The sequence below is a fragment of the Rhodococcus sp. UFZ-B548 genome (genome assembly GCF_903819475.1).
Lineage (GTDB): Bacteria > Actinomycetota > Actinomycetes > Mycobacteriales > Mycobacteriaceae > Rhodococcus_F > Rhodococcus_F erythropolis.
The window spans coordinates 139673-161920 of record NZ_CAIJDS010000005.1 but is presented as its reverse complement, the minus strand read 5'-3'; the positions used below and the strand labels follow the sequence as shown (position 1 = coordinate 161920).

Here is a 22248-nt window from a genome sequence, read left to right as displayed (position 1 = left end):
TTTGTATGACGACAGCTACAAGTGCAGATCACGCTTCCTGATCGCCGCAGTGGCGACGACGCTGATCGCCGAGGTGGCCACGAGATATCCACATGCCAGCCACGGTGAACCGCCACTGGCGCCGATCAGTGCCGTCAGAATCAGAGGTGTGACGCCGGAGGCGTAGATACCAGAGAACTGGTAGACGACCGACAACCCGGTGTACCGGATTTCTGTGGGGTAGAGGCTCGCATACAGCGTTCCCTGGGCGCCGTAGAACAAGGCATGAATCACTCCGAAGACCACGACCATCGCGACTCCGAAGAGCAGGAGATTCTCGGTACCGAACAGTGCGAAGGCGGGGAAGATCGCGAGGCCGTACGCGGCGATGCCCACGATGTAGACCCGTTGCGGGCCGAACCGATCAGTGAGTAAACCGGAAAACGGCAGCAAGATCGCCATCACTATTGCGGCCACGGTGACCACAAGAAGTACGGGAACCTTTTCGAAATGCAGAGTCTTGGTTGCATACGTGATTGCAAAGACGCCCCAGGTGTTGAACGCGGCGCCCTCGCCCCAGCGAGACAACATGCCCAGTACGGTGTTTCGCGCGGCTTTTCCTTGAAAGACTTCCCTGAGCGGGGCGGACGAGCGCTGTTCGAGGTCGCGAACGGCCTGAAAGGCGGGCGTCTCGTCCACCTTCAAGCGGACCACCAACCCCACGATCACGAGCACCAGGCTCAGGACGAAGGCGATGCGCCAGCCGAAACGGAGAAACTGGTCGTCGTCGAAGACTGTTTGAAGCAGCGCGAACATTCCTGTGCCCAATGCCAACCCGAGAGCCAATCCGATCTGCGGGATGCTGCCGAACAGTCCACGCTTCTTCTCCGGACTGTGTTCGACTGCCAAGAGAACAGCTCCGGCCCACTCGCCACCGAGAGCGAATCCCTGCAGGATACGAAGCAGCAGAAGCAGAATCGGTGCAACGACTCCGATCTGAGCGGTGGTCGGAAGAACGCCCATCAGCGCCGTCGCGATACCCATGATGAACATCGTGAGAGCAAGCGTCTTCTTGCGCCCGATGCGATCGCCGATGTGACCGAACACCACTCCACCGATGGGGCGAACGAGAAAGCCGACTGCGAAGGTCGCAAAAGAGAGCATGGTCCCGACGAACGAACTCTGGTTCGGGAAGAACAGTTGGTTGAAGACCAGACTCGCTGCCGTTGCGTAGAGGAAGAAGTCGTACCACTCGACCGTCGTGCCGAGCAGGCTCGCGGCGACGACGGTTCTCAATCTGGATCGCCGCTCGTCGTCGGTCTCGTTCGAGAACGGTGAATTGTGCTCGACTTCGGCAAACGTGGTCATCGGAGCCCCCGGGTCGCGGTGCAAATTCACGAAGGTATCGCCGGCGCCGAAAGTGGGCACCCCTAGCGATCAGGGTGATTTCAACCCTGTTCTTCGAGGTGGACTGTGGTTGTAATGACAGAAGAGTTCTGCCTGTACGTCGACGAAAGGAATCACCGTGTCACTGCGCTTCCACTGGTTCTTGCCTACTTACGGTGATTCCCGGAATCTGATGGCGGGTGGGCACGGCAGCTCGATGTCCGGTGATCGTCCGGCGACGCTGAAATACCTCAATCAGATCGGCGCGGCCGCCGAGACGAACGGCTTCGAAGCCGTCCTCACGCCCACCGGCGCGTGGTGCGAAGACGCATGGCTGACGACGGCGATGATGCTCGAGACCACCGAGACACTCAAGTTTCTGGTTGCTCTGCGCCCGGGATTGCTCAGCCCCACGCTTGCCGCTCAGATGGCCGCAACCTTCCAATGGCAGTCGGGCGGTCGTCTGCTGCTCAACGTCGTGACCGGCGGGGAGGACCACGAGCAGCGCACGTTCGGTGACTTCCTCGACAAGAACCAACGGTACGCACGATGCGGCGAGTTCCTCGACGTGATCCGCCAGTTGTGGTCCGGTAACGGTCCGGTTGATTTCTCCGGCGAGTACGTCAACGTGGAAAAAGCTACGCTGCAGCGTATTCCGGATCCGGTACCGCCCATCTTCTTCGGCGGATCCTCGCCGGCGGCCGGCACCGTCGCATCGCGCTACGCGGATACCTACCTCACCTGGGGTGAGACGCCGTCCGCTGTTGCCGCCAAGATCGCCTGGATCCGCGACCTCGCGGAAGTCCAAGGTCGTCACCTCGACTACGGAATCCGTTTGCACGTCATCAGCCGGGACACCTCGGAACAGGCATGGGCAGAAGCGGATCGGCTGCTCAGTGCGCTCGATCCGGCGACCGTCGAGCAGGCTCAGGCGAGTCTTGCGCGATCCGGCTCCGAAGGTCAGCGTCGGATGCTCGAATTGCACGGCGGTGGTTCGGCTTACAAGGAGGGCGTCGGAGCGAGGTCGCTGGAGATTGCGCCGAACCTGTGGACCGGCGTCGGATTGGTGCGAGGGGGAGCAGGTACCGCATTGGTCGGTTCGCACCAAGAAGTGGCTGATCGGATTGCCGAGTACGCGGCGATCGGACTGGATCACTTCGTATTGTCGGGCTATCCGCATCTCGAAGAGGCGTATCAGTTCGGTGAGGGTGTGCGTCCGATCCTCGAAAAGCGTGGATTGGTAGCACCGCACGGTTCTGTCGGCGGACCGGTGCGAACGCCCTTCGTCTCCAGTGGGAACTGAGTCGAAAAGCTAGCTCTTCGAGAAGGGGACGTTTGTCCCGATCTTTCGGGCATGCCCTCCCGGCGGGGCAATTGGGCCATTTCGGGCGCTAGATCCGATCTAGGCTGCGCACTGTTGCCGAACTCAAGGCGCAGTACGAAAGGATCCTCGATGAAGCTGGGCACGAGTGGAGTACGTCGCTTAGTGGGAACCGTGGCAGTCGCCGCTGCAACCGCGGCAGGCGTCGCGATGGTCAATCCTGCGACTGCGTCGGCCGAGGTGGTCCCGCCGGTCGTCTCGTACAAGGTGACCGGAAACGATCTGGCGCTGACGATCACGAACAACAACACGGGAATTGCCCCGTTGTGCCAGGCGTTTGTCGTCAACGCCGCGGATTCTGCTGCTGTGCTTGATGATCCGCTGAAACTGCTTGATCCGAACCTTGTGGTGTACCCCAAGATCACCGATCCGGCCTCGCTGTTCGACGTGGGCAAGGGGCAGACGGTCACCGATACCGTGACCGATGTTCCGGACGGAACCTACGCCGTGCTCGGTGCCTGCTCCGATCTTCTCGATCTCGAGACGTTGGGTAAGCCCGTTCCTGGCGTGCCGAGCCTCGTTGTCATCGGTGGACCGTTCAGCGGCATCAATACCGGAAGCCTGAGCGACCTGTTCGGTAGCGGCAGCCTCGAAGGGCTTTTCGGGTAGCTCGCTGCCTGTCTCCCCAATTCTCCGACTGAGCGGTCTATTCTTCATGCATCTGGTGATCTGACCGACTTGCCTGGAGGTTCGGAAATGCGAAGTCGTGGATTCAAACGCGCTCTCGGAAGCATTGTCGCGGCGTCCGCCGCCGTCGTGGGACTGGTTGTCATGACTCCGGCGACGGCGTCGGCAGCACCAGCGATTCTTCCGCCTCCGGTATCGGTGAGCGCAGCGGACAATGCGATCACCTTCACCATCACCAACCCGAACCCGCGGTTCAGCTTCATCAACTGCACGGTGGCGATCCTCAATGCCAGGGATGTCCCCGACGTGATTCGTGATCCGGCAAAGCTGCTCCAGCCTGGCGTGTTGGTGTACCCGACCGTCAGTAACATCCTCGATCTGTTTGCCGTTTCGCCTGGGCAGACGATCACGCGGACCGTCGGTAATCTGCCGGCCGGGGTTTACGCCGTTGCGGGAGCGTGCGTTCGACTGCTCGATCCGACCAACCCGACTATCGCGATTCCGCAGGCAGTTGTGGTCGGCGGCTGGTTCGAGGGCGCGGGAACCGGAAGTCTCTCAGGATCTTTGGAGGATCTGGGATACAACACGGTTCAGGACTTGATCGACGCGTGGAATCGGATCAGCTCGGGAAGTAGCGGCGGTAGCTTTCAATTCGAGTACCAAGGTGGCTCGGATTTCGAGGTAGTGGGTCCCACGTCGTAGTAGGTGCAGCTCACTTGCGTGCACGATGACGCCGCACCGCGTCGCGATTCGCGCACGTGGGGGAGCAGTACCGCTGATTGCCGTTGCGGGAGGTGTCCGCGTAGATGTTGGTGCACTCGTCCAGGGTGCATCGACCTAATCGGTGCATGCCGCGGCCGACGAGGTGTAGCGCCGTGCCTACCGAGAAGAGTGCCTTGAGGACCTCGGCGAGCGACTGTTGGGGATCGCGGTAGTGCAGATGCCAGCCGTCGTTCGCGTGGTTGGTCATGCGCGGATACGCCGACGCTTGCTCGAGCATGACGTTCACCAGTTCGGCGCGGGCTGCCTCCTCCGTGACGTCGACGATTTTCGACCACTCGATCAGAAGGTCGAGGGTCTCGTCGAGGTCCTTCTCGGCGATGGGGAAATCGAGAATGATGCCTGCATCGACGCAGCGTTCGACGAGTTCGGCCAGGGTCTCGGGGTTTCGATTGGCCAGGTCGGCGGCCAGCGTCACCGCATATTCGCCGTAAGGGTTGAGATGCACAACGCCATTACATCATGCTCGTTGCATGAAGAAAACAGAGATCACGCCGATCGGTTGCATCCATCGCTGGGAGGTCGAATCCCGGCACCGAACCAGCGAGGGGACGGTCACCTACCTGCGCTGCCATTGCGGGTCGTGGCAGACCTTGCTCGCCGAGTGGATGTCGGGTGGGGCAGCCTCGGCCGTCGCCGCACCGATAAAGGTCAGGTCCAGGTAATGATCAGCTAATCGTTCCGTTTTACCTCCGGCGACATGGAACGTGTTCTAGATTCAGGGTTATCTGCCTCGATGTCGCGGCGCGGACTCTGAAAGGAAAGACAATGCAGTTCAATCTTGCTGACATATTCGAGACCGTTGCCGGCTCAGTCCCTGATCGCGTTGCATTGACTTACGAGGGAGAGAACTTCTCCTACTCTCAGTTGGATGCGGAGGCTAACCGAACGGCCAACCTGTTCGCGCAAGCTGGCATCTCGAGCGGCGATCATGTAGCCCTGTTCCTGAAGAACAGCGTCGAACATGTCACGTCGATCCTCGGGTTGATCAAGATCCGTGCGGTCCCGATCAACGTGAACTACCGGTACACACCCGCCGAGCTCGAGTACATCTTCACCAACTCCGACTCGGTCGCAGTGGTCGTGGAACTCCCCGAGCATCAGCGTGTCCTTGCTTCCCTCTTCGGTGCATGCCCGAAGGTGAAGACGGTGATCGTGATCGGCGAGATCGACGCCGAACTGGTCGCAGCAGCAAAAGCGCATGAAGTTTCCGTGGTTTCGTTCGACGACGCTCGTGAACAGTCGCCAGTGGGGGAGTTCGACGCTCGTTCTGGCGACGACGTGTACCTCCTCTACACCGGCGGGACCACCGGATACCCGAAGGGCGTCATGTGGCGTCATGACGACTTCTTCCGTAAGCCGCTCTCCGGCGGCAATCCGTACGGTGAGGGAGCGCGACAGGATCTCGCCGAGATTGCCAGTGCTGCAAAGGAATTTCCGGAACTCTCGTTCCTCATTGCTGCCCCGCTGATGCATGGCGCCGCGTTGTACTCGCTGTTCACCTTCCTCACCCTCGGTGCGCGAGTTGTTCTACGACGCGAGTTCGACGCGGAGAAGGTCGTCGAAGCGATCGAGAAGGATTCGGTACAGGTGATCTTGATCGTCGGCGACGGCATGGGACTGCCGTTGGTCGACGAGATGGAACGACGCAAAGACGAGGTCGATTTCAGCACCCTGTTCTCGATCACCTCGGGTGGCGCGATCTGGTCCACCAGTGTTCGGGATCGCATGCTGGCGGTGAAGCCGGACCTGCTGCTGCGGGACAACTTCGGAGCCTCCGAGTCCGGTAACGACGGCGCCTTCTCCATCGACGAGGCGGGCAATCTGCGAATGCCGCCCTCGCCGAACATGATTCTGGTCGACGAGCGCCTCGAAGAGATTCCAGCGGGCTCTGACGACGTGGGCTACATCGCTCGTATCGGAAACGTCCCGCTCGGGTACTACAAGGACGAAGAGAAGACCGCCCGCACATTCCCGACCCGCGCCGACGGCACCCGCCTTTCGGTGCTCGGCGACATGGGCAAGGTGGAAGCAGACGGCACCATTGTCTTCCTCGGCCGTGGCTCGCAGTGCATCAACACCGGTGGCGAGAAGGTCTTCGCCGAAGAGGTCGAGGCTGCCCTTCACACACATCCGGCGATCTCCGACGCGCTCGTTGTCCCAGCCCCCGATGCGCGCATGGGGCAGCAGGTCGCAGCGGTGATAGCGACCTACCCCGGATCCGACGAGCTGACTCTCGAAGCGGTACAGGAACATTGCCGCAAGACGTTGGCCGGATACAAGGTGCCGCGCACGATCGTGCTTGTCGATGAAGTCAAGCGAACCCCGGCCGGTAAGGCGGACTACCGCTGGGCGACGACACTGGCGTCGTCCTAGCGGCGTGGAGTGGGCGACGACGATCTTTCACACGGATTTCACCACGACATAAGAGACATACCGGAAAGATGGTGCAGAGTAAGTCGTTCGCGCCTTGCGTCGTCACTCCACGAAAGGGCCTTGTCTCATGCTCATCATCGGAATACTCCTGTTCGGGATCGTCATCGGAGCGGGAGCCCAGCTGATTCTGGGGAAAACGACCGCACGAGTGGACTGGACCTTCGCGTTCATCGCGGGAATTGGTGGTTCGCTGGTCGGCGGATTGCTTGTGAGTTTGATTGCAGGCGACGGATTATCGTTGCGCCCGAGCGGCATCCTCGGGTCCCTTGCCGGCGCTGTCATCATCACCGCGGGGTGGCAGTGGTACCGCGGCAGGAACGCAACTACAACTACGCGTCCGTCTGATCGCTGATTTCCACAGTTCCGTCAGGGGACGGAGAGCGTCGACATATGAACGAACTACTCGATGAAGTCCTCACCGCACATGGCGGAGTCGAACATTGGCAGTCCGTTTCAGCGATCACGGCACGGGGACGTTTGGGCGGTCTGCTGCCTCAGCGCTTCCCAGGCAACAAGTTGGCGAAGTTCACAGTCGAGGTTGAAGCCGCCGAGCAACGCACTGTCCTCCAAGACTTTCCGCGTGTCGGCGAGTGCGCTGTGTTCGACAAGGGCGTCGTGCGGATCGAAACTCGTGACGGCGAAGAACTCGGGAGTCGAACCAACCCACGTTCAGCGTTTTTCGGGTTGAGTGGAGTCCGGCGCAACCTCCACTGGGACGCACTCGACACCGCTTACTTCGCCGGCTACGCCTTTTGGAACTATCTGACGGCACCGCTGCTGCTCGCCCGCGACGACATCACTGTCACCGAAGCCGAACCTTGGCAGGAATCCGGGCAGCAATGGCGACGACTTCAGGCAACATTCGCGCCGGCGATCGATACCCATTGCCGGCAGCAGACCTTCTATGTCGACAACGGTGGCCTCATCCGCCGTCACGACTTCGTCGCCGAACCGGTAGGCAGCTGGGCGAAAGCTGCTCTCTACTGCGACCAGCATCGCGAGTTCGACGGTCTCACCTTTCCCACTCGACGACGGGTGCTCCCGAGGGGCCCAGGCGGCCGCGTTCTCTCGCGGCCGACGCTCCTGGCGCTCGACTTCGACGACATCGAGATCAAGCGATGAACATCAGTTACTGGTTACCGGTTGTCGAGTGTGAACAAACGGAACACGGTCCGCATGCACAGAACGACGCCGACGAAGCCCAGTACCGCACTCACGAGTGCATAGCCCGACAGCTGAGGTGTGAGTTGTGGTCCGCCAGGCACGAACAGCAGGATCGCCGCGACAATCAGCGCGGTCACTCCCGCCGCCATACCCAGGGCGTTGTTCGCCGACCGTCGTAGCCATCGCCTGTCGTCGGGGTGTGCGACCGAGCGTGTGCGAAGTGTGAAGCTTCCCGATGCGATCGAGGTCGCGATCTGGTCGAGCTGACCAGGCAGGCGCCTGACCACCGCGGTTGTGACCGCCGTCGTCGACAGGATTGCCTGCGCGGCTGCAGTCGGGCTGGCGACCTGGGTCAACAGTCGGGGTACTTCGGCCCGAACAGCAGCGACGAGGTCGATCTGCGGATCCAGGAGCCGGAGGGCGCGCTCCAAAGACGCGAGCGAACGGAAAGCGGCGGCGACGTCTCCCGGCACTCCGATTCGGTGTTCTCGAAGCACGGTGAACATTCTCGCGAACGATGCCATGGAAACATTGGGTTGGACACTGAGCAGGGTGATCTCTCGGCCCACCTGGTGACGTAGTGCTCCGCGATCCACTTCGGGCGGTACGTCGAATGCCATCAGCATGGCGTCGACTGTCGCCACCGGATCACCTGCGAGGGCAGCGTTGAGGAGCACTGCGAACAAGATCCGTGTCTCGCCGTCCAGAACCCCTACTGCGCCGAAGTCGAGGAGCCCGACCCGGCCGTCATCGAGGATCATGATGTTGCCGGGGTGCAGGTCCGCGTGAAACACCCCGTGGACAAAGATCCCGTCGAGCAACGACGCAAGAAGTTCGTTGGCGATGCTGCTGCGGGTGTCGCGGTCGAGGCCGGTGAGCGCGGCCTCACCGTCGGAGAGCGGTGTGCCGTGAAGCCGTTCCATCACGAGCACCCGTCCACTACTGAGGTTGGGGTAGATGTGCGGAACGACGATATCCGGGCGGTTCGACATGGTGGAAGAAATCGCGCCGGTATTCGCTGATTCGGTGCGGTAGTCGAGTTCCTCGAGTAGTGACGTGACGAGGCCCCCGGCGAGTCGATGAACTCCGATATCGCGTGCCCAGGGAAAACGGGTCTCCGCGAGCGCCGAAACGCGAAGGAAGATATCGCAATCCACGCTCACTTGTGCGCTCGCCTCGGGACGTTGAACCTTCACCACAACGTCGACGCCTTCAACGGTGCGCGCGGAATGTACCTGTGCGACAGAGGCGGCGGCGAACGGCTCCACATCGAACGACGCGAACACCGACTCTGGCGCGTCGCCGAGTTCCGATGCCAGTAGCTCCGCGATACGGTCGGGATCAGCCGGGCGTGCCGAACTTTGCAGAGAAGAGAGGGTGTGAGCCAACTCGGGTGGTATGAGGTCGTCTCGCGTGCCGAGGATCTGTCCCAACTTGACGAAAGTGACACCGCACCGGTTGATTACTTCCACCAGTGCGTCCCCGAACTGAGGCGCTGACGGCCCAGCACGGAGAGCGGGCCCGCCTCCCGCTCGCACGACGATGCCCATGATCTGGACGTACCGCTTCGTTCGGCGCCACGATTTTCGGCTGCGCCGCAATGCTTCTGGCGGGCCGGGTATGGACCCCGTTGGAAGGACAACTTCGAGGAAGACCAGTACTGCCAGGCACGCCGCGAATACCCAGAGTGCGACAACTCCGAAGAACGTGAGCGCTACTCCCACGCTCACCAGAAGTTGATCGTCCTGGCTGGCAATTCCTGCGAATGTCGCGGCGTAGCCAGACAGGGGGACACCCACCGAGAGCGCTATCACCGCGACCGCGAGGGTTCGCGGCCATCCGACTCTCGTCCCCAGCGTTCGTCGCATCACGCCTGCCAGTGCTGCCGCAAGAAATGGCGTCGTGACGATCCAGACCATCAAGTCCATTGCGATAGCGTACGGGTTCGCAATCTGCGATACATCCAGGAAAACCCCGAGCCCACCCCGACTGACGGGTAACAAGCCCGACAGTGCCCAAGCGTCGAACATGTTTGGGCACTTCGGTGTTCATTCGCTCCGATGGCGACTCGTCCTGATCGACCGTCCAAAACTGCGTTCACTGACCATCCGCGAGGCCGAACTACGCATCATGCTCGTCAGCGAGGTCCCGGCCCCCTTCGCGCGGAGCTGTACAGCCGAAGAACAGGCTGCGATGGACGCCGAGCAGAAGTGGGACCGAGTGGACTCCTTTAAAGAATGGGGCCGCCGGTGAACAGGTTGACGAGACTCACCGCGAAGAACTGGACGATCGCTATGGCGGTGGCAAACGGGTCGCCCGCATACGTAGCTTGGTTGACCCATTCGTTGAATGCGTTGATCGAACCCATTGTGATTCCTCCTGAGTAGTGATGGCGTGATTGATTGAAACTGGTGGTATGACACTCGACACGAGGGACATCAGTACGGACCCAGCGCAGTTGGGCATATGAGGCCACGAAAGGTCAGTGACGAGCGCCGACGGTACGCTGCGGTTACGGCCTTCTGCGTTTCGAATGTAGTTCCTCGACTTAGGAATACCGTGAAGGACGGGCGGATTGGTTACGAGTATCCCGCGACAGACGACATCGTCAATATTACGATGTCGGCAACAAACGCGACGACCGCACCAATCGGATTCTGGACAATCCACGAAATTACTTCAGTCATGTTCTCGGTCCTTCCTTAGTGTAAGACGCGTGATCGAATACTCGACCAGCTATTGCGGTACCCGGCCCCGTTCGGCGAATTAAGCCTTTGTCGAGGATGATTGGCGCAAATAGATAGATCGCACACCGGGGGCGTTGAATCAACTCGCCCAATCGTTGCACCTCTGTGCTCCGGGTTCGATTCGTTACCAATACCTTTCGGAGAAGGGGTGATCAGTCCCATCAGCGATCGGTACCCCGTGTGCGAAGCCCTTTTCCGTAAACACTTGCCCAGCAACGTCGTAACGTCAGCGGTGGCACTTGGCAAAGCCGACCGTCTTCTCGAGATCGTGGCGAGTTTTGCTGGGCAGATGTGACACTACCTTGCGGTTTCGCCGGATCAGTCTTCCTTTCGGAGATCGATGGCTGTTCTTCGTGTGGTTGTTACACAATCGACGGAATCGCTGTTGGTGGTGGCGATGCGCAGCTATTTCCCCTACGAATCTTCAGGAATTGCTTGCGACACTCGTGGATACGGATCCTCGATCTCCACCGAGCGCAATTCCATGTGCCGACAACATCGCAGTGCTTCCGGCAGGATCGATGCGCCCAGAACCAATCGCCGTCACGCACAAAGGGCCAGACTGTTCTGGGAAAGACTCAAGCGCTCCTTCAGTTCCCGGCGATCTGTTGCGCCAGTTCGAGTTCACGCTTGGTCTAACTGGTCGACGCATAGTGGTGTACCGGTAGCCAAAAGAGTCCTGCCGGTCGGTTAGTGTTGACGGTGAAACACGACGTGGAGGTGGCTGTGAGAATCTGGAACTGGTTGATGCTCAAAATCTCAGCAATCGGCGGGTCGCCGAAGTTTCGGAAGATAGTCGACAGTCCGATTTGGGCGGGCGCCAATGACCGCAAGCTCTGACTGAGCGGGCGGCAGATTCTCCAATTTGCAATTGCCGACCTGCGACTGCGAGCACGCTCACGGCCTGCTGCGACGGGAACGCGACTGTCGACCTGAATTTATCCGCAATCGATATGGGAGGGCTTGTGGGAGTCTGGGGTCCGGGAAACTTTGACAGTGACACCGTCGCGGATGGGTTGGGGGCCCTGACCGGTCGAATCGTGGACGACATCACTGCCGAGTTCGAAGACGATTCGAGTCTGGAGCCGGATGAATGGGGCGGGGAGATGGTGCCGGCGTGGCTCGAGATCCTCACCGATATTGCCCAGACGAAACGAGTCGGTGTGACCTTTCCATCGACGCAAGTGCTGATCGACTGGCGCGATCGATATCTGCGCGTGTGGGATGGCTACATTGACGAACTCGAACCGGACGAGGATCACAAGGTCGCTCGACGTGCAGTGCTCGTCCATACCTTCGAACAGGCGGTCGCCCTCGCAGCCGAGCGCGAACAGGAATAAACCTCGCGCGGCCGCAGCGTTCCTTGTTGGCATGCTCCCACTCGATCGACAACGTCGGGAGGAAGCGATTGTTCTCGGTGCCTTCCACGCTGCCGCACTGACCGGACAAGGAATCGCCGCCGAGGAAACCCTTACTGCCCCAAGAGAGTTGACAGCGCTCATTTCCGGCCAGCTTCAACGAGTGACCAATCGGGACGCGGTTGCGCCGTCAATGGATCCCGACCTCGACGCCGAGCTCATTCTGGCGGCTGTCGCCGGGCTCGCCCAGGGGATGCTTCCCGGCTACGCCACAGCAGAATTGGCGGCCCAGTTGGTTGAGCGTCTCCTCGATCGCATTCTCGGGCCGACGAGACCTCAGGCCACGAATGAACCCGAAGTCGGCCGCCGTTAGTATTCCGGGATGTCTCCTGTGAACCCAGCGCTCGCCGGCCGGGTGTTTCCCTCGTCTTCGTACCTTGTCGGGCGCGAAAAGATTCGCGAGTTCGCTCTGGCGGTGCGTTCGAGCAATCCCTTGCACCATGATGTCGGTGTCGCCAGGGAGGCCGGGTTCGTCGATGTCATCGCGCCGACAACATTCACAACCGTTGTCCAGCAGCGAGCGATCATGGCACTGCTGCGCACGCCGGATACTGGGCTCGATCCGACTCGTGTGGTCCATACTTCCGAGAAGATCGAGCATCAGCGTCCGATAGTCGCCGGCGATGACCTGTCTACGACACTGACGATTACAGGGGTGACAGTGCGAGCAGGCAGTGCGATCCTGTCGACAGTTTCCGAGATCCACGACGTGACCGACGCTTTGGTCGCAACGGTCACCTCGACCCTGCTGGCGCGAGGAGAAGGCGCATGACCGTACCCGTCGTGCCGGTTTTCGAAAACCTCGTCCTTGGTGACATCGTCGCGAAGGTTGATCTGGTCCTCACTCGTGATGACCTAGTTCGCTACGCCGGTGCCTCCGGCGACATGAACCCGATCCATTTCAACGACGCAATCGCTACTGCGGCTGGGCTACCGGGAGTTCTGGCGCACGGAATGCTCACTGCCGGAATTGCTTTGCAGGCCATCGTCGACTGGGTTGGTGACCCGAGCGGTGTGATCTCGTATGAAACTCGCTTTACTCGGCCCGTCGTAGTCGATGCCGTCGATGGTGCTGATCTCTCCATCGCTGCGAAGATCGCGCGGATCGACTCCACAACGCGGACTGTGCGTATCGATGTCACCGTCATGCATAAGGGCCAGACGGTTCTGGGAAAGACCCAGGCGCACCTTCAGTTCCCGGGCGCCTGACAGGATTGCGGGCTGTCACTGGTCACATCGGGACCTACGCATCCGGGCGGGAGATCAACTGCATTGTGGCGCAGCACTACCGGAAAGACACCAACAGCTCGTCCGACGCTTGCATCGGTGCGTATCCGTCGGCGATGACGCGCCGACAGCCGTCGAGTTCGACGGTGAGTAATCGTTCCTCGTTCGTAGGACGGTCCACGTAGATCGTCGACGCCACCTCGGTGGCCACCGCGTCACAGTTGGGAGCGGGTGAAAGTCCGTCGAAGGTTTCCGTCGTAGACGATGTGCCTACGAATTCGGTGGCGGAGAATCGGCAGAAAACGCTGCCCGCCGACAGCGACGTCAGCGCCGTGGTACCTGTTGTGGCTGGCCGGTAGGCCGGCCGGCAATGCGACAGTTCGTAGATCTGGTCGTCGGACAACGCTATTCGGTGTTCGGTACTGCCGACCGGTGTCAGTTCCTTGATGGCGGCCAGGCCACCGGGTTTTGGTAGTCCACACGAATCGGAGGGATACCCCGGCCGAGTTGCTCGGCCTCGATCGTCGACCAACCAGAATTGGTCCAGGACAGCCAGGCTGTAGTTGTCACCGCAGCCTTCGGGGAACCAAGTCTTGTGCGCGGACGAGCGGTTCAGCATTTCCACCGCCCGACTGAAATCGCCCTCCCAGCGATGAGCAGAGAAGCTGACGGTTCGGTCGGCTGCCACGTTGTCGCTGACAAACGGGTCGCACGTGACTGCGGCGACGGGTACGAAATCGTCTGGAACCGTCGCCGTTGATGTCGTCTGGAGCGGGCCGATCGGATACGGGGTCGCGCACCCCAGCGTCTCGGCGTCGACTATTACGGCAACTGGTCGATCGGGGATGGTCACGTGCCAAATGCCGGCAACAGCGAGGATGACGATCACGACTGCGAACCAACGCCAGAGCATGAGCACACCGTATCGTTCCCGATGTACGCCGAGCGGGAACAGGCCTAGTCCTCCGCTAACGCCGAAGTCCTCGCATCCAAATTGAGTGGATCCAGGTCGCGGCTCGCAGATATGGTCCACTGGTGACGCATCCGAATGGTCGAAACGACAGACCGATCCTGGTGATTGGTGCCGGTGTCGTCGGCGCGTCGATCGCGTATCACCTGGCGCGCATTGGTCTCCGAGTCACCGTGCTGGAGCACGGCTCGGTGGCAGGAGGGGTGACCGGCAACTCCTTTGCCTGGGTCGGCCTCTCGAAGAGTGCCGCAGAAACTTACTCAGATCCGTTCCGGCAAGGCGCTGCAGTCGAATTCGACCGCCTGGAGCGCGAACTCGTCGAGCCAATCGGTTTGCGCCGCAGAGGCGCGATCGCCTGGGAAGAGACGGATGCGGAGACCCGAGCGTTCGTAGATGCGCATCGAGCACTCGGCCATCCCGTCGACCTCATCGGTAAAGAGGAAATCCTTGCTCGTGAGCCGGGATTGCGGACGGCCCCCTCGGTCGCAGCGTACGCGCCTGATGACGGTGCCGTTGACCCGGTTGCGTTCGCTCGATCGCTCCTGCGAGGTGCCGAAGAGTGCGGTGCCACAGTGTATTCCGATGTCAGTGCGCTCAAGGTGCTCACGAAGGGCATGAGAGTGTGCGGAGTAATGACTGCCGACGGTCCCGTCTACGGATCGACCACCGTGCTCGCTGCGGGTACCGCGATCCCTGGACTCGCGGCGTCGGCGGGAGTCGACGTCGAGGTCGACGCCTCCCCGTGTTGCCTCATCAGATTCTCGACGCCCCACCCATTGGTGAACGGAATACTCTCCTCTCCGGATTTCGAGATCCGGCATTTGGACGACACGACACTGATTGCGGCTGAAGATGTTCCGGTCGGGTTCTCCGGAGATGCTCGTGAGCTTGCGGGGCCGACGCTGCACGCGATCCGCAGTCAGCTCGTGGACGGTGACCAAGTGGAACTGATCGAGGCGGTAGTCGCTGACCGTCCCATCCCGCGTGGTGGCCGCCCGCTGCTGGGCTTCGCCGAAGGCGTGTCGGGGCTCTATCTTGCCGCGGCGCATCCGGCAATCATTCTGGCCGGGGCAATTGGGGCCCACGTGGCCGGGGACTTCGCCCGAGCGTCAAGCCTGGACGGTTAGACGACGATGCCGGAGCCCGGTTCGACAAGGTCGAGCCGATATTGCGGTTCCTAGTTCTCTCTAGGACACGCGCTAGAGAGCGGGATATTCGTCTATTCGGCTTGTACCGTCGATGGGCATGGACCCCGTGCGCAATCCGTATGCCCCCGGTGCCGGTCAACGCCCGCCGGAACTCGCCGGGCGCGACAAGCAGATCGACGCCTTCGACGTCGTTCTCGAGCGAATTGCGCGTGGCCGCCCGGAACGAAGTGTTGTCCTCACCGGCTTGCGTGGCGTCGGCAAGACCGTCCTGCTCAATCAGTTGCGTTCGGCCGCGATCTCCCGAAGTTGGGGGACCGGCAAGATCGAGGCGCGCCCCGATCAGGATTTACGACGCCCACTCTCGTCGGCGCTGCATATGGCAGTCCGAGAGATCGCGGTCTCCCATCGCGATCCCGAGCGGGTCGAGCAGTTCCTCGGAGTCCTCAAATCGTTTGCCCTACGCGCCACTGCGGACAAGGGAATGCGCGAGCGCTGGCAACCAGGCATCGATGCACCCGCGATCAAAGGTCGGGCAGACAGCGGCGACATCGAGATCGACCTCGTCGAGTTGCTGCTCGACGCGTCGTCGCTGGCCAGGGATGTCGGCGTCGGGATCGCAATCTTCATCGACGAGATGCAGGACCTCGGTGCGGCGGATGTCTCGGCGATCTGCGGGGCCTGCCACGAGTTGAGTCAGGACGCGGCACCGTTGATCGTCGTCGGGGCGGGGCTTCCGCATCTGCCTGCTGTGCTGTCGGCGTCGAAAAGCTACTCGGAGCGCCTGTTCAGCTACCACCGGATCGATCGGCTCGAGCGGGAAGCTGCAGATCAGGCACTGATTGCGCCTGCTGAGCGTGAGGACGTCGAGTTCACTGAATCTGCGCTCGACGCTCTGTACGAAGCGGCTGACGGGTACCCGTACTTCGTTCAGGCCCACGGAAAGGCCACGTGGGATGTGGCGGCGTCGAGTCCGATCACGTCGGAAGACGTGCGCGTCGGCGCGCCGACGGCTGAGGAAGAACTCGCTGTCGGCTTCTTCGGATCACGGTACGAGCGAGCAACGCCCGCGGAGCGTGAGTACATGCGCGCCATGGCCGATCTCGCCGGTGACGACGGACCCGTCGCAACCGCGAAGATCGCCGTCGAGTTGGGGCGCAAGCCGGCTTCCCTTTCGCCGGCACGCGATGGACTGATCAAGAAGGGACTGATCTATTCGGCAGAACGTGGGTCCATCGGATTCACGGTCCCTCACTTCGGCCGATACCTGCGCGGACAAGCGGAGTGAACGCGCTCGAAACCGCGTGGGATCGGGTGGCGGCGCTCAGTCCCAACCCACCGGCGTGGGTAGTTCAACTGGCCACGTTGATCGCCGTGATCATTGTTCTCGAACCACACCTGTGGCGGATCGCCCGTAACGTCGTCACCATCGCACACGAGGGCGCTCATCTGATTGTCGCCGTCCTGGTCGGTCGACGGTTGAAAGGTCTTCGCCTGCATTCGGATACGTCGGGTGTCGCTATTTCGTCGGGCAAACCGACCGGCTTCGGCGTCATTCTGATGACGTTCGCGGGGTACGTCGGACCGTCGATTCTCGGACTCGGCGCGGCCGGGTTGTTGGGGGCGCAGCGTGCGGTCTCGGTGTTGTGGATCGGCGTATTCGTGATCGCGGTGATGATGGTTCTGATCCGAAACCTCTACGGAGTCTTCTCACTTGCCGTGGTGGGAGCCGTGTTGTTCGGACTCGTCTGGTGGGGGACCCAGGAGCAGCAGGTGGCTGCTGCCTACTTCTTGACGCTCTTCCTGCTCTTTGCCGGACCTCGCCCGGTCGTGGAACTTCAACGGCAGCGAATGCGGCGAGGCGGGGCACCGGACTCGGACGCCGACCAATTGGCCAGGCTCTCACCGATACCCGCGATCGTCTGGGTCGGTTTGTTTCTGCTCGTGAACGTCGCGGTGCTCGTGCTCGGCGGATGGTGGATCCTGCGCCCGGTGGGTGGCTGACCGCATTGATCAGTTGTCCTGACGGGACAATGGATCAACGATTGTTGATGCTCCGCGGCCGTAGTCATCGCGTGAAGGCGCTCATATCGTGGAAGTCGACGAGTGGTCGTGCCGGGACTTCCCGCGGCCACATCCGCAGCGACGAAGACCGTCGACGATGACAAGGATTCGTTTTGGACGACAAGAACTTCCGCGGACGAACCGCCATCATATCCGGGGGAAGCCGTGGCATCGGACTTGCCATCGCCCGTGCGATAGCGCGCCGCGGCGGAAATATCGTGTTGCTCGCCAAGACCGATACGCCTGACCCCCGGTTGCCCGGAACTATCCACACGGCTGTGGACGAGTTGAACGAGCTTGGGGGTCATGCCGTTCCCGTCGTCGGTGACGTGAGGAACTACGACGACATCACGCACGCCGTCGATGCAGCGGTAGGGCACTTCGGCGGTATCGACATCGTGGTCAACAACGCGAGCGTCCTCGACATTTCGAAAACCGAAGACCTCGCGATGAAGCGATTCGATCTGATGCAGCAGGTCAACGTCCGTGGCACCTTCGCGCTCACCCGAGCGTGCCTTCCGCACCTTCGGGTTTCGGCCAACGCGCACGTGTTGACGCTGTCGCCACCGCTCAACTTTTCGCCGCACTGGTTGGGTGCTCATCCGGGCTACATGCTGGCCAAATACGGAATGACATTGGCGGCCTTGGGTATCGCCGCGGAGTATTCAGGTGCACCGATTTCGAGTAATTGCCTGTGGCCGGAGACCATGATCGCCACGGCGGCCGTCGGAAACCTGCTCGGGGGAGACGACAGTATCGATCACTCGCGTTCACCCGAGATCATGGCCGATGCGGCTGTCGAGATTCTCGGACGTCCCGCCGGCACGGAAAGCGGTCGGACGGTGCTCGACGTCGATGTCCTGCGCGAGGCGGGGATTTCGGACTTCTCGCAGTACGGCGGTCAGTCACCGTTGGCTATCGACATTTTCGTCGACGCTCCAATTCCGTGATCTCGGGCGATCTACAGGTATCTAGCCAAATCGCTAGATACCTGTAGATCTTCCTCACGCCACCTCGTGCTCGCCGCCCGGGGCAACCTTCTGAAGTCCGCGATATGCGTCGCTGGCACTTTGGCGACCACCGATGACGGCCTCGACCTCCGCGGCAATCGGCATGTCGACTCCGTATTCGCGAGCCAGATCCATGACGGTAGGGGCAGTTTTTACTCCCTCGGCGACCTGGCCGAGCTTGGCGACCGCCTCCTCGACGGTCAATCCCTGCGCCAGAGCTTCGCCGACGCGACGGTTGCGAGAAGTCGGAGCCATGCAGGTGGCGATCAAATCGCCGACGCCCGTCAAGCCGGCAAAGGTGCGCGGGTTGGCGCCCATCGCTTCACCGAGTCGGGTCATTTCGGCGAGACCGCGCGCGAGCACCATCGCACGAGTGTTGTCCCCGACTCCCAGGCCGTCGGCCATGCCCGAGGCGATGGCAACGATGTTCTTGAGGATGCCGCCGAGTTCACAGCCGAGCACGTCGGTGTTGCGGTAGACGCGGAAGACCGACGACGCGAACAGGGGTTGCAGCGCGGCGGCGACGCGATCGTCCTGGGTGGCCACGACCGATGCCGCGGCCATGCCGTCGACGATCTCTTTGGCGATGTTGGGGCCCGCGAGCAGTCCGACGGGATGGCCTGGCAGGCACTCGGCGATCACTTCGGTGGGGCGCTGCCGGGTGCCGGGCTCGAGGCCCTTGGACAGTGACAACACCGGGACCCACGCTCGAACCTCGTTGGCGATCTCGGCGAGGGTGGCGCGAACGGCGTGCGATGGCACCCCGCATACGAGTACGTCCGCTTCGCGAGCGGCTTCGACCAGATCCGAGGTTGCCTTGAGTCCCTTGGGAAGTTTGCGCTCACCAAGGTATTTGGAGTTGGTCCGTTGCGAATTGATCTCGTCGGCCGCTTCGGAATTTCGTGCCCACAGCAGGGTGGGAGTGTTGCGGGCAGCGAGGCCGGCCACCGTGGTTCCCCACGATCCGGCACCGAGGACGACGACGCGTACCGGGCGGGCCATCAGAGTGCGCTGTTCTGGGTAGCGAGTGCTGTCATGGCGCCAAGCGTTCCACTTGCGGAGCAGTTGCGGGCCAATTCCGGCGAGTCTGTGGCTCGACTTACAGATGAGGCGGCGGTTCGGGGCTTTCGCGCATTGTTTCGACCGCTTCTGCGGATTCCGCGACGATCGAGCGCATCGCGGTTTCTGCAGCGTCGGCGTCGCCGGACTGAATGGCTGATGCGACCACTCCGTGCAGGTGAATCGCTTCGGGGTCGGCCTCGTGGGGCATCAAGGAGTGGCGTGTGCGGCCTTCGAGTATCTCGACGACGATCTGCGACATCGCCCGCAGCATCGGGTTACCGGAGGCGGCGAGCAGGGTGCGGTGGAAGTCGGAGTCATGGCCGAGATAGGCACCGGTATCGGCAGCGCGAGAGGTAGCTGACATGCCGATGACGGCTGCGGTCAGAGCGCCGCACTGCTCGGGTGTTGCGCGAGTTGCGGCCAGTCGCGCCGCCAGGGGTTCGATACCGGAACGGAGTTCACTCAGGATCGAAAGCTGCTCGAACCGATCAGGACCGGCCAGTTGCCAGCGGATGACATTGGGGTCGAGCGAGTTCCAGTGTTCGGAGCCCAGGATGGTGATTCCGACGCGTCGACGAACCGAAGCCAATCCGAGAGATTCGAGAACGCGGACAACTTCGCGGATGACGGTTCGCGACACGTCGTAGCGCGTTGCCACCTCGTCGGCGGAGATCGTGGTTCCCGGGGGGAGCACACCACCGACTATGTCTTGGCCGAGCTGTTCCAGCATCGAGTCGTGTAACTGCTGAAACGGGACAGAAGGCATACGTAGATCGTCCCATGCGTATGGAGTAAGCCCGGTGCAAGGCGAATAAATACTACAAATTAGTGTCTGCTCTTGAAATTGTAGGTTAATTAAGGAACAGTGACCTCAATCACTCATCGGACTGGGAGTCCCTATGAACACCACAGCATTGCTGGCGGCCGAGGTCGTCCCCGCTGGTAGCGACGCACGATTGATCATCGCTGCAGTCGCCGGCGTCGCGGTCATCATCGCGCTGATCACCTGGCTCGACCTGCATCCCTTCCTCGCGCTGTCCATCGGCGCGGTAGGTGTCGGTCTGGCGGCCGGCCTCGGTTCGGCAGAGTCGGTTGCAGCATTCGCCACCGGTTTCGGATCGACCATGGGAAGCGTCGGAATCCTGATCGGTTTCGGCGCGATGTTCGGCAAACTCCTCGCCGATTCCGGTGGTGCCGACCGAATCGTCGACACACTGGTCGGCCGCTCCAGCACCAAGGCACTCCCGTGGACCATGGCTCTGGTCGGCGCTGTCATCGGTCTGCCGATGTTCTTCGAGATCGGTCTCGTTCTGTTGATGCCGGTCATCATCCTCGTCGCGCGGCGATCCGGATTGTCCCTGATGCGCATCGCGATCCCCACCCTCGCCGGCCTCTCGGCCATGCACGGGTTGGTTCCCCCGCACCCAGGGCCGCTGGTTGCAGTCTCGGCATTGAACGCAAACCTCGGCCTCACGCTCGCGCTCGGTGTCCTCGTCGCGATCCCCACTGTTGTTCTCGCCGGACCGGTCTTCAGCAAGTACGCAGCGCGGTGGGTCGACGTGAAGGTTCCGGATCTCTTTGTCACAGGCGAAGATCGAGGTGAAGAAGAGAAGCAGCAGCGCCCTTCGTTCGCGGCGACTCTCGCAGCGATCCTCCTCCCGGTCGTTCTCATGCTGGGCAAGGCATTCGCCGACGTGATCGCACCCGATTCCGAGGCACTCCCCAAATCCGTCCTCGACTTCCTCGGAACACCCGTTGTGGCTTTGGGTCTCGCGGTTCTGGTCGGAATGGTGCTGTTGGGTCGCGGCGGCGGAATGGACCGCAAGGCCATCTCGAAGTCGCTCGAGAGTTCCCTACCTCCCATCGCAGGCATCTTGTTGATCGTCGGCGCCGGTGGCGGTTTCAAGCAGGTCCTGATCGACACCGGTATCGCCGGAGTGATCGCCGACGCGATCAAGGGCAGCAGCCTTCCCGTGCTGTTCCTGGCCTGGCTGGTAGCGGTATTGATCCGCGTCGCAACGGGTTCGGCAACGGTGGCAACGGTGACGGCGTCGGGCATCCTCGCTCCGGTTGCGGCCGACCTCTCGTCCGCACATGTCTCGCTGATGGTCTTGGCGATCGGCGCAGGCTCGCTCTTCCTCTCGCATGTCAACGACGCCGGATTCTGGTTGGTGAAGGAGTATCTGGGCGTCAGCGTGGTACAGAACCTCAAGACCTGGACCGTGATGGAATGCATCATCTCGGTATCGGGCCTGGCCGGAGTGCTCGTGTTGAGCGCATTCATCTAGGTAGGCGAGCACATGAACAGCGAAGCGGCACAGCAGAAGCAGTATCCCGTGCTCGTCCTGATGGGTGTCTCGGGCTCGGGAAAGTCGACGGTCGGCGGCATGCTCGCCGGAGCGATGGGTTGGGACCTTCAAGAAGGCGACGATCTGCACCCGCAGGCGAACATCGACAAGATGGCGACCGGGCATCCGTTGAACGACGACGATCGCTGGCCCTGGCTCGACAAGATCGCCGTCTGGATCAAGAGCCATACCGACGCCGGTCAGCCGGGCATCGTCACGTGTTCGGCACTCAAGCGCAGCTACCGCGACGTGCTTCGCGGTGAGCACGTCGTGTTCGTGCACCTCGCCGGTTCGCGGGATCAGATCGGCCAGCGATTGACCGCCCGCCTCGATCACTACATGCCCGCCTCGCTCCTCGACTCCCAGATCTCGACGCTCGAGGCCGTCGACCCGGACGAGCAGGCCATCGTCGTCGACGTGGGCGGTAGTCCCGCCAAGATCGCGGAGGAGATCCTGCGACGGGTGGAGACGTTCGAATACTGAGCATGCCAGGCGTGTAAGCAC

24 protein-coding genes are annotated in these 22248 nt (G+C 61.6%); 17 read left to right on the top strand and 7 right to left on the bottom strand.

Annotated elements, in window-relative coordinates:
* Window positions 1–15: 15 nt before the first annotated feature.
* On the bottom strand, window positions 16–1347 hold the full coding sequence (locus H7C86_RS08005) for an MFS transporter (RefSeq protein WP_182261359.1): 1332 nt from the start codon (window positions 1345–1347) through the stop codon (window positions 16–18).
* A gap of 157 nt (window positions 1348–1504) precedes the next feature.
* Here H7C86_RS08005 and H7C86_RS08000 point away from each other — a divergent pair, with 157 nt between their 5' ends.
* From H7C86_RS08000 to H7C86_RS07990, 3 genes are all read left to right on the top strand, one after another.
* Window positions 1505–2668: an LLM class flavin-dependent oxidoreductase gene (locus tag H7C86_RS08000; RefSeq protein WP_003940457.1), complete on the top strand. Its 1164-nt coding sequence runs from the start codon at window positions 1505–1507 to the stop codon at window positions 2666–2668.
* Between the two features lie 150 nt (window positions 2669–2818).
* Window positions 2819–3355, top strand: coding sequence for a hypothetical protein (locus tag H7C86_RS07995; RefSeq protein ID WP_259349063.1), 537 nt, complete (start codon window positions 2819–2821; stop codon window positions 3353–3355).
* Window positions 3356–3442: 87 nt separating this feature from the next.
* Window positions 3443–4075 carry a hypothetical protein gene (locus H7C86_RS07990; RefSeq protein ID WP_003940176.1) on the top strand — a complete coding sequence of 211 codons (633 nt, stop codon included), beginning with the start codon at window positions 3443–3445 and terminating at the stop codon, window positions 4073–4075.
* Window positions 4076–4085: 10 nt separating this feature from the next.
* Here the strand turns inward: H7C86_RS07990 and H7C86_RS07985 are convergent, their stop codons facing one another.
* Window positions 4086–4601, bottom strand: a complete 516-nt coding sequence (locus H7C86_RS07985; protein ID WP_003940315.1) for a CGNR zinc finger domain-containing protein — start codon at window positions 4599–4601, stop codon at window positions 4086–4088.
* Window positions 4602–4626: 25 nt separating this feature from the next.
* Between H7C86_RS07985 and H7C86_RS07980 the strand changes: the two genes are divergently transcribed.
* From H7C86_RS07980 to H7C86_RS07965, 4 genes are all read left to right on the top strand, one after another.
* Window positions 4627–4818, top strand: a complete 192-nt coding sequence (locus H7C86_RS07980) for a hypothetical protein (protein ID WP_021331840.1) — start codon at window positions 4627–4629, stop codon at window positions 4816–4818.
* Between the two features lie 103 nt (window positions 4819–4921).
* The gene (locus H7C86_RS07975) at window positions 4922–6529 is read left to right on the top strand and encodes an AMP-binding protein (protein ID WP_182261358.1); all 1608 of its coding nucleotides are present in this window, start codon (window positions 4922–4924) and stop codon (window positions 6527–6529) included.
* Between the two features lie 127 nt (window positions 6530–6656).
* Window positions 6657–6941 carry a hypothetical protein gene (locus H7C86_RS07970; protein WP_003939785.1) on the top strand — a complete coding sequence of 95 codons (285 nt, stop codon included), beginning with the start codon at window positions 6657–6659 and terminating at the stop codon, window positions 6939–6941.
* A 38-nt stretch (window positions 6942–6979) separates the two neighbouring features.
* The gene (locus H7C86_RS07965) at window positions 6980–7711 is read left to right on the top strand and encodes a hypothetical protein (protein ID WP_182261357.1); all 732 of its coding nucleotides are present in this window, start codon (window positions 6980–6982) and stop codon (window positions 7709–7711) included.
* A gap of 14 nt (window positions 7712–7725) precedes the next feature.
* Here H7C86_RS07965 and H7C86_RS07960 read toward each other — a convergent pair whose 3' ends face one another.
* Window positions 7726–9681 (bottom strand): AarF/ABC1/UbiB kinase family protein, encoded by a 1956-nt coding sequence (locus H7C86_RS07960; protein WP_259349062.1) that lies wholly within the window; start codon window positions 9679–9681, stop codon window positions 7726–7728.
* A 302-nt stretch (window positions 9682–9983) separates the two neighbouring features.
* Window positions 9984–10121 carry a hypothetical protein gene (locus H7C86_RS07955; RefSeq protein ID WP_021345701.1) on the bottom strand — a complete coding sequence of 46 codons (138 nt, stop codon included), beginning with the start codon at window positions 10119–10121 and terminating at the stop codon, window positions 9984–9986.
* Window positions 10122–11453: 1332 nt separating this feature from the next.
* Between H7C86_RS07955 and H7C86_RS07950 the strand changes: the two genes are divergently transcribed.
* From H7C86_RS07950 to H7C86_RS07935, 4 genes are read left to right on the top strand one after another with little or no spacing between them, the layout of a single operon-like run.
* Complete coding sequence (locus tag H7C86_RS07950; RefSeq protein ID WP_259349061.1) at window positions 11454–11840, top strand: DUF4259 domain-containing protein; 387 nt, start codon at window positions 11454–11456, stop codon at window positions 11838–11840.
* Window positions 11725–12231 carry a TetR family transcriptional regulator C-terminal domain-containing protein gene (locus H7C86_RS07945; protein ID WP_259349060.1) on the top strand — a complete coding sequence of 169 codons (507 nt, stop codon included), beginning with the start codon at window positions 11725–11727 and terminating at the stop codon, window positions 12229–12231. Before H7C86_RS07950 ends, H7C86_RS07945 begins: the two co-directional genes overlap by 116 nt.
* Before the next feature lie 9 nt (window positions 12232–12240).
* Window positions 12241–12690, top strand: a complete 450-nt coding sequence (locus H7C86_RS07940; RefSeq protein ID WP_019745537.1) for a MaoC family dehydratase N-terminal domain-containing protein — start codon at window positions 12241–12243, stop codon at window positions 12688–12690.
* Window positions 12687–13127, top strand: a complete 441-nt coding sequence (locus H7C86_RS07935; protein WP_021331850.1) for a MaoC/PaaZ C-terminal domain-containing protein — start codon at window positions 12687–12689, stop codon at window positions 13125–13127. Before H7C86_RS07940 ends, H7C86_RS07935 begins: the two co-directional genes overlap by 4 nt.
* 76 nt (window positions 13128–13203) lie before the next feature.
* Here H7C86_RS07935 and H7C86_RS07930 read toward each other — a convergent pair whose 3' ends face one another.
* Window positions 13204–14058, bottom strand: a complete 855-nt coding sequence (locus H7C86_RS07930) for a hypothetical protein (protein WP_182261355.1) — start codon at window positions 14056–14058, stop codon at window positions 13204–13206.
* Window positions 14059–14180: 122 nt separating this feature from the next.
* Here H7C86_RS07930 and H7C86_RS07925 point away from each other — a divergent pair, with 122 nt between their 5' ends.
* From H7C86_RS07925 to H7C86_RS07910, 4 genes are all read left to right on the top strand, one after another.
* On the top strand, window positions 14181–15242 hold the full coding sequence (locus H7C86_RS07925; protein ID WP_031333818.1) for an FAD-binding oxidoreductase: 1062 nt from the start codon (window positions 14181–14183) through the stop codon (window positions 15240–15242).
* A gap of 118 nt (window positions 15243–15360) precedes the next feature.
* A complete protein-coding gene (locus H7C86_RS07920; protein WP_182261354.1) occupies window positions 15361–16548 on the top strand; it encodes an ATP-binding protein in 1188 nt (395 codons plus the stop codon).
* Window positions 16545–17264, top strand: a complete 720-nt coding sequence (locus tag H7C86_RS07915) for a M50 family metallopeptidase (protein ID WP_075834509.1) — start codon at window positions 16545–16547, stop codon at window positions 17262–17264. Before H7C86_RS07920 ends, H7C86_RS07915 begins: the two co-directional genes overlap by 4 nt.
* 173 nt (window positions 17265–17437) lie before the next feature.
* Window positions 17438–18274, top strand: coding sequence for an NAD(P)-dependent oxidoreductase (locus H7C86_RS07910; protein ID WP_182261353.1), 837 nt, complete (start codon window positions 17438–17440; stop codon window positions 18272–18274).
* Between the two features lie 54 nt (window positions 18275–18328).
* Here the strand turns inward: H7C86_RS07910 and H7C86_RS07905 are convergent, their stop codons facing one another.
* Together H7C86_RS07905 and H7C86_RS07900 are read right to left on the bottom strand one after the other, a co-directional pair.
* A complete protein-coding gene (locus tag H7C86_RS07905) occupies window positions 18329–19336 on the bottom strand; it encodes an NAD(P)H-dependent glycerol-3-phosphate dehydrogenase (RefSeq protein WP_019745531.1) in 1008 nt (335 codons plus the stop codon).
* Between the two features lie 97 nt (window positions 19337–19433).
* The gene (locus H7C86_RS07900) at window positions 19434–20162 is read right to left on the bottom strand and encodes a FadR/GntR family transcriptional regulator (protein ID WP_019745530.1); all 729 of its coding nucleotides are present in this window, start codon (window positions 20160–20162) and stop codon (window positions 19434–19436) included.
* A gap of 133 nt (window positions 20163–20295) precedes the next feature.
* On the opposite strand from H7C86_RS07900, the gene H7C86_RS07895 reads away from it, so the two are divergent.
* Window positions 20296–21684, top strand: coding sequence for a GntP family permease (locus H7C86_RS07895; RefSeq protein WP_019745529.1), 1389 nt, complete (start codon window positions 20296–20298; stop codon window positions 21682–21684).
* Window positions 21685–21696: 12 nt separating this feature from the next.
* Window positions 21697–22227, top strand: coding sequence for a gluconokinase (locus H7C86_RS07890; protein WP_020909302.1), 531 nt, complete (start codon window positions 21697–21699; stop codon window positions 22225–22227).
* The last annotated feature ends 21 nt before the right edge of the window (window positions 22228–22248 follow it).

Bases quoted from the DNA above. Each gene is read 5' to 3' on its own strand.
- H7C86_RS08005 (WP_182261359.1), bottom strand. From the start codon at position 1,347: ATGACCACGTTTGCCGAAGTCGAGCACAATTCACCGTTCTCGAACGAG.
- H7C86_RS07995 (WP_259349063.1), top strand. From the start codon at position 2,819: ATGAAGCTGGGCACGAGTGGAGTACGTCGCTTAGTGGGAACCGTGGCA.
- H7C86_RS07990 (WP_003940176.1), top strand. From the start codon at position 3,443: ATGCGAAGTCGTGGATTCAAACGCGCTCTCGGAAGCATTGTCGCGGCG.
- H7C86_RS07980 (WP_021331840.1), top strand. From the start codon at position 4,627: ATGAAGAAAACAGAGATCACGCCGATCGGTTGCATCCATCGCTGGGAG.
- H7C86_RS07975 (WP_182261358.1), top strand. From the start codon at position 4,922: ATGCAGTTCAATCTTGCTGACATATTCGAGACCGTTGCCGGCTCAGTC.
- H7C86_RS07970 (WP_003939785.1), top strand. From the start codon at position 6,657: ATGCTCATCATCGGAATACTCCTGTTCGGGATCGTCATCGGAGCGGGA.
- H7C86_RS07965 (WP_182261357.1), top strand. From the start codon at position 6,980: ATGAACGAACTACTCGATGAAGTCCTCACCGCACATGGCGGAGTCGAA.
- H7C86_RS07960 (WP_259349062.1), bottom strand. From the start codon at position 9,681: ATGGACTTGATGGTCTGGATCGTCACGACGCCATTTCTTGCGGCAGCA.
- H7C86_RS07955 (WP_021345701.1), bottom strand. From the start codon at position 10,121: ATGGGTTCGATCAACGCATTCAACGAATGGGTCAACCAAGCTACGTAT.
- H7C86_RS07950 (WP_259349061.1), top strand. From the start codon at position 11,454: ATGGGAGGGCTTGTGGGAGTCTGGGGTCCGGGAAACTTTGACAGTGAC.
- H7C86_RS07945 (WP_259349060.1), top strand. From the start codon at position 11,725: ATGGCTACATTGACGAACTCGAACCGGACGAGGATCACAAGGTCGCTC.
- H7C86_RS07940 (WP_019745537.1), top strand. From the start codon at position 12,241: ATGTCTCCTGTGAACCCAGCGCTCGCCGGCCGGGTGTTTCCCTCGTCT.
- H7C86_RS07935 (WP_021331850.1), top strand. From the start codon at position 12,687: ATGACCGTACCCGTCGTGCCGGTTTTCGAAAACCTCGTCCTTGGTGAC.
- H7C86_RS07930 (WP_182261355.1), bottom strand. From the start codon at position 14,058: ATGCTCTGGCGTTGGTTCGCAGTCGTGATCGTCATCCTCGCTGTTGCC.
- H7C86_RS07920 (WP_182261354.1), top strand. From the start codon at position 15,361: ATGGACCCCGTGCGCAATCCGTATGCCCCCGGTGCCGGTCAACGCCCG.
- H7C86_RS07905 (WP_019745531.1), bottom strand. From the start codon at position 19,336: ATGGCCCGCCCGGTACGCGTCGTCGTCCTCGGTGCCGGATCGTGGGGA.
- H7C86_RS07900 (WP_019745530.1), bottom strand. From the start codon at position 20,162: ATGCCTTCTGTCCCGTTTCAGCAGTTACACGACTCGATGCTGGAACAG.
- H7C86_RS07895 (WP_019745529.1), top strand. From the start codon at position 20,296: ATGAACACCACAGCATTGCTGGCGGCCGAGGTCGTCCCCGCTGGTAGC.
- H7C86_RS07890 (WP_020909302.1), top strand. From the start codon at position 21,697: ATGAACAGCGAAGCGGCACAGCAGAAGCAGTATCCCGTGCTCGTCCTG.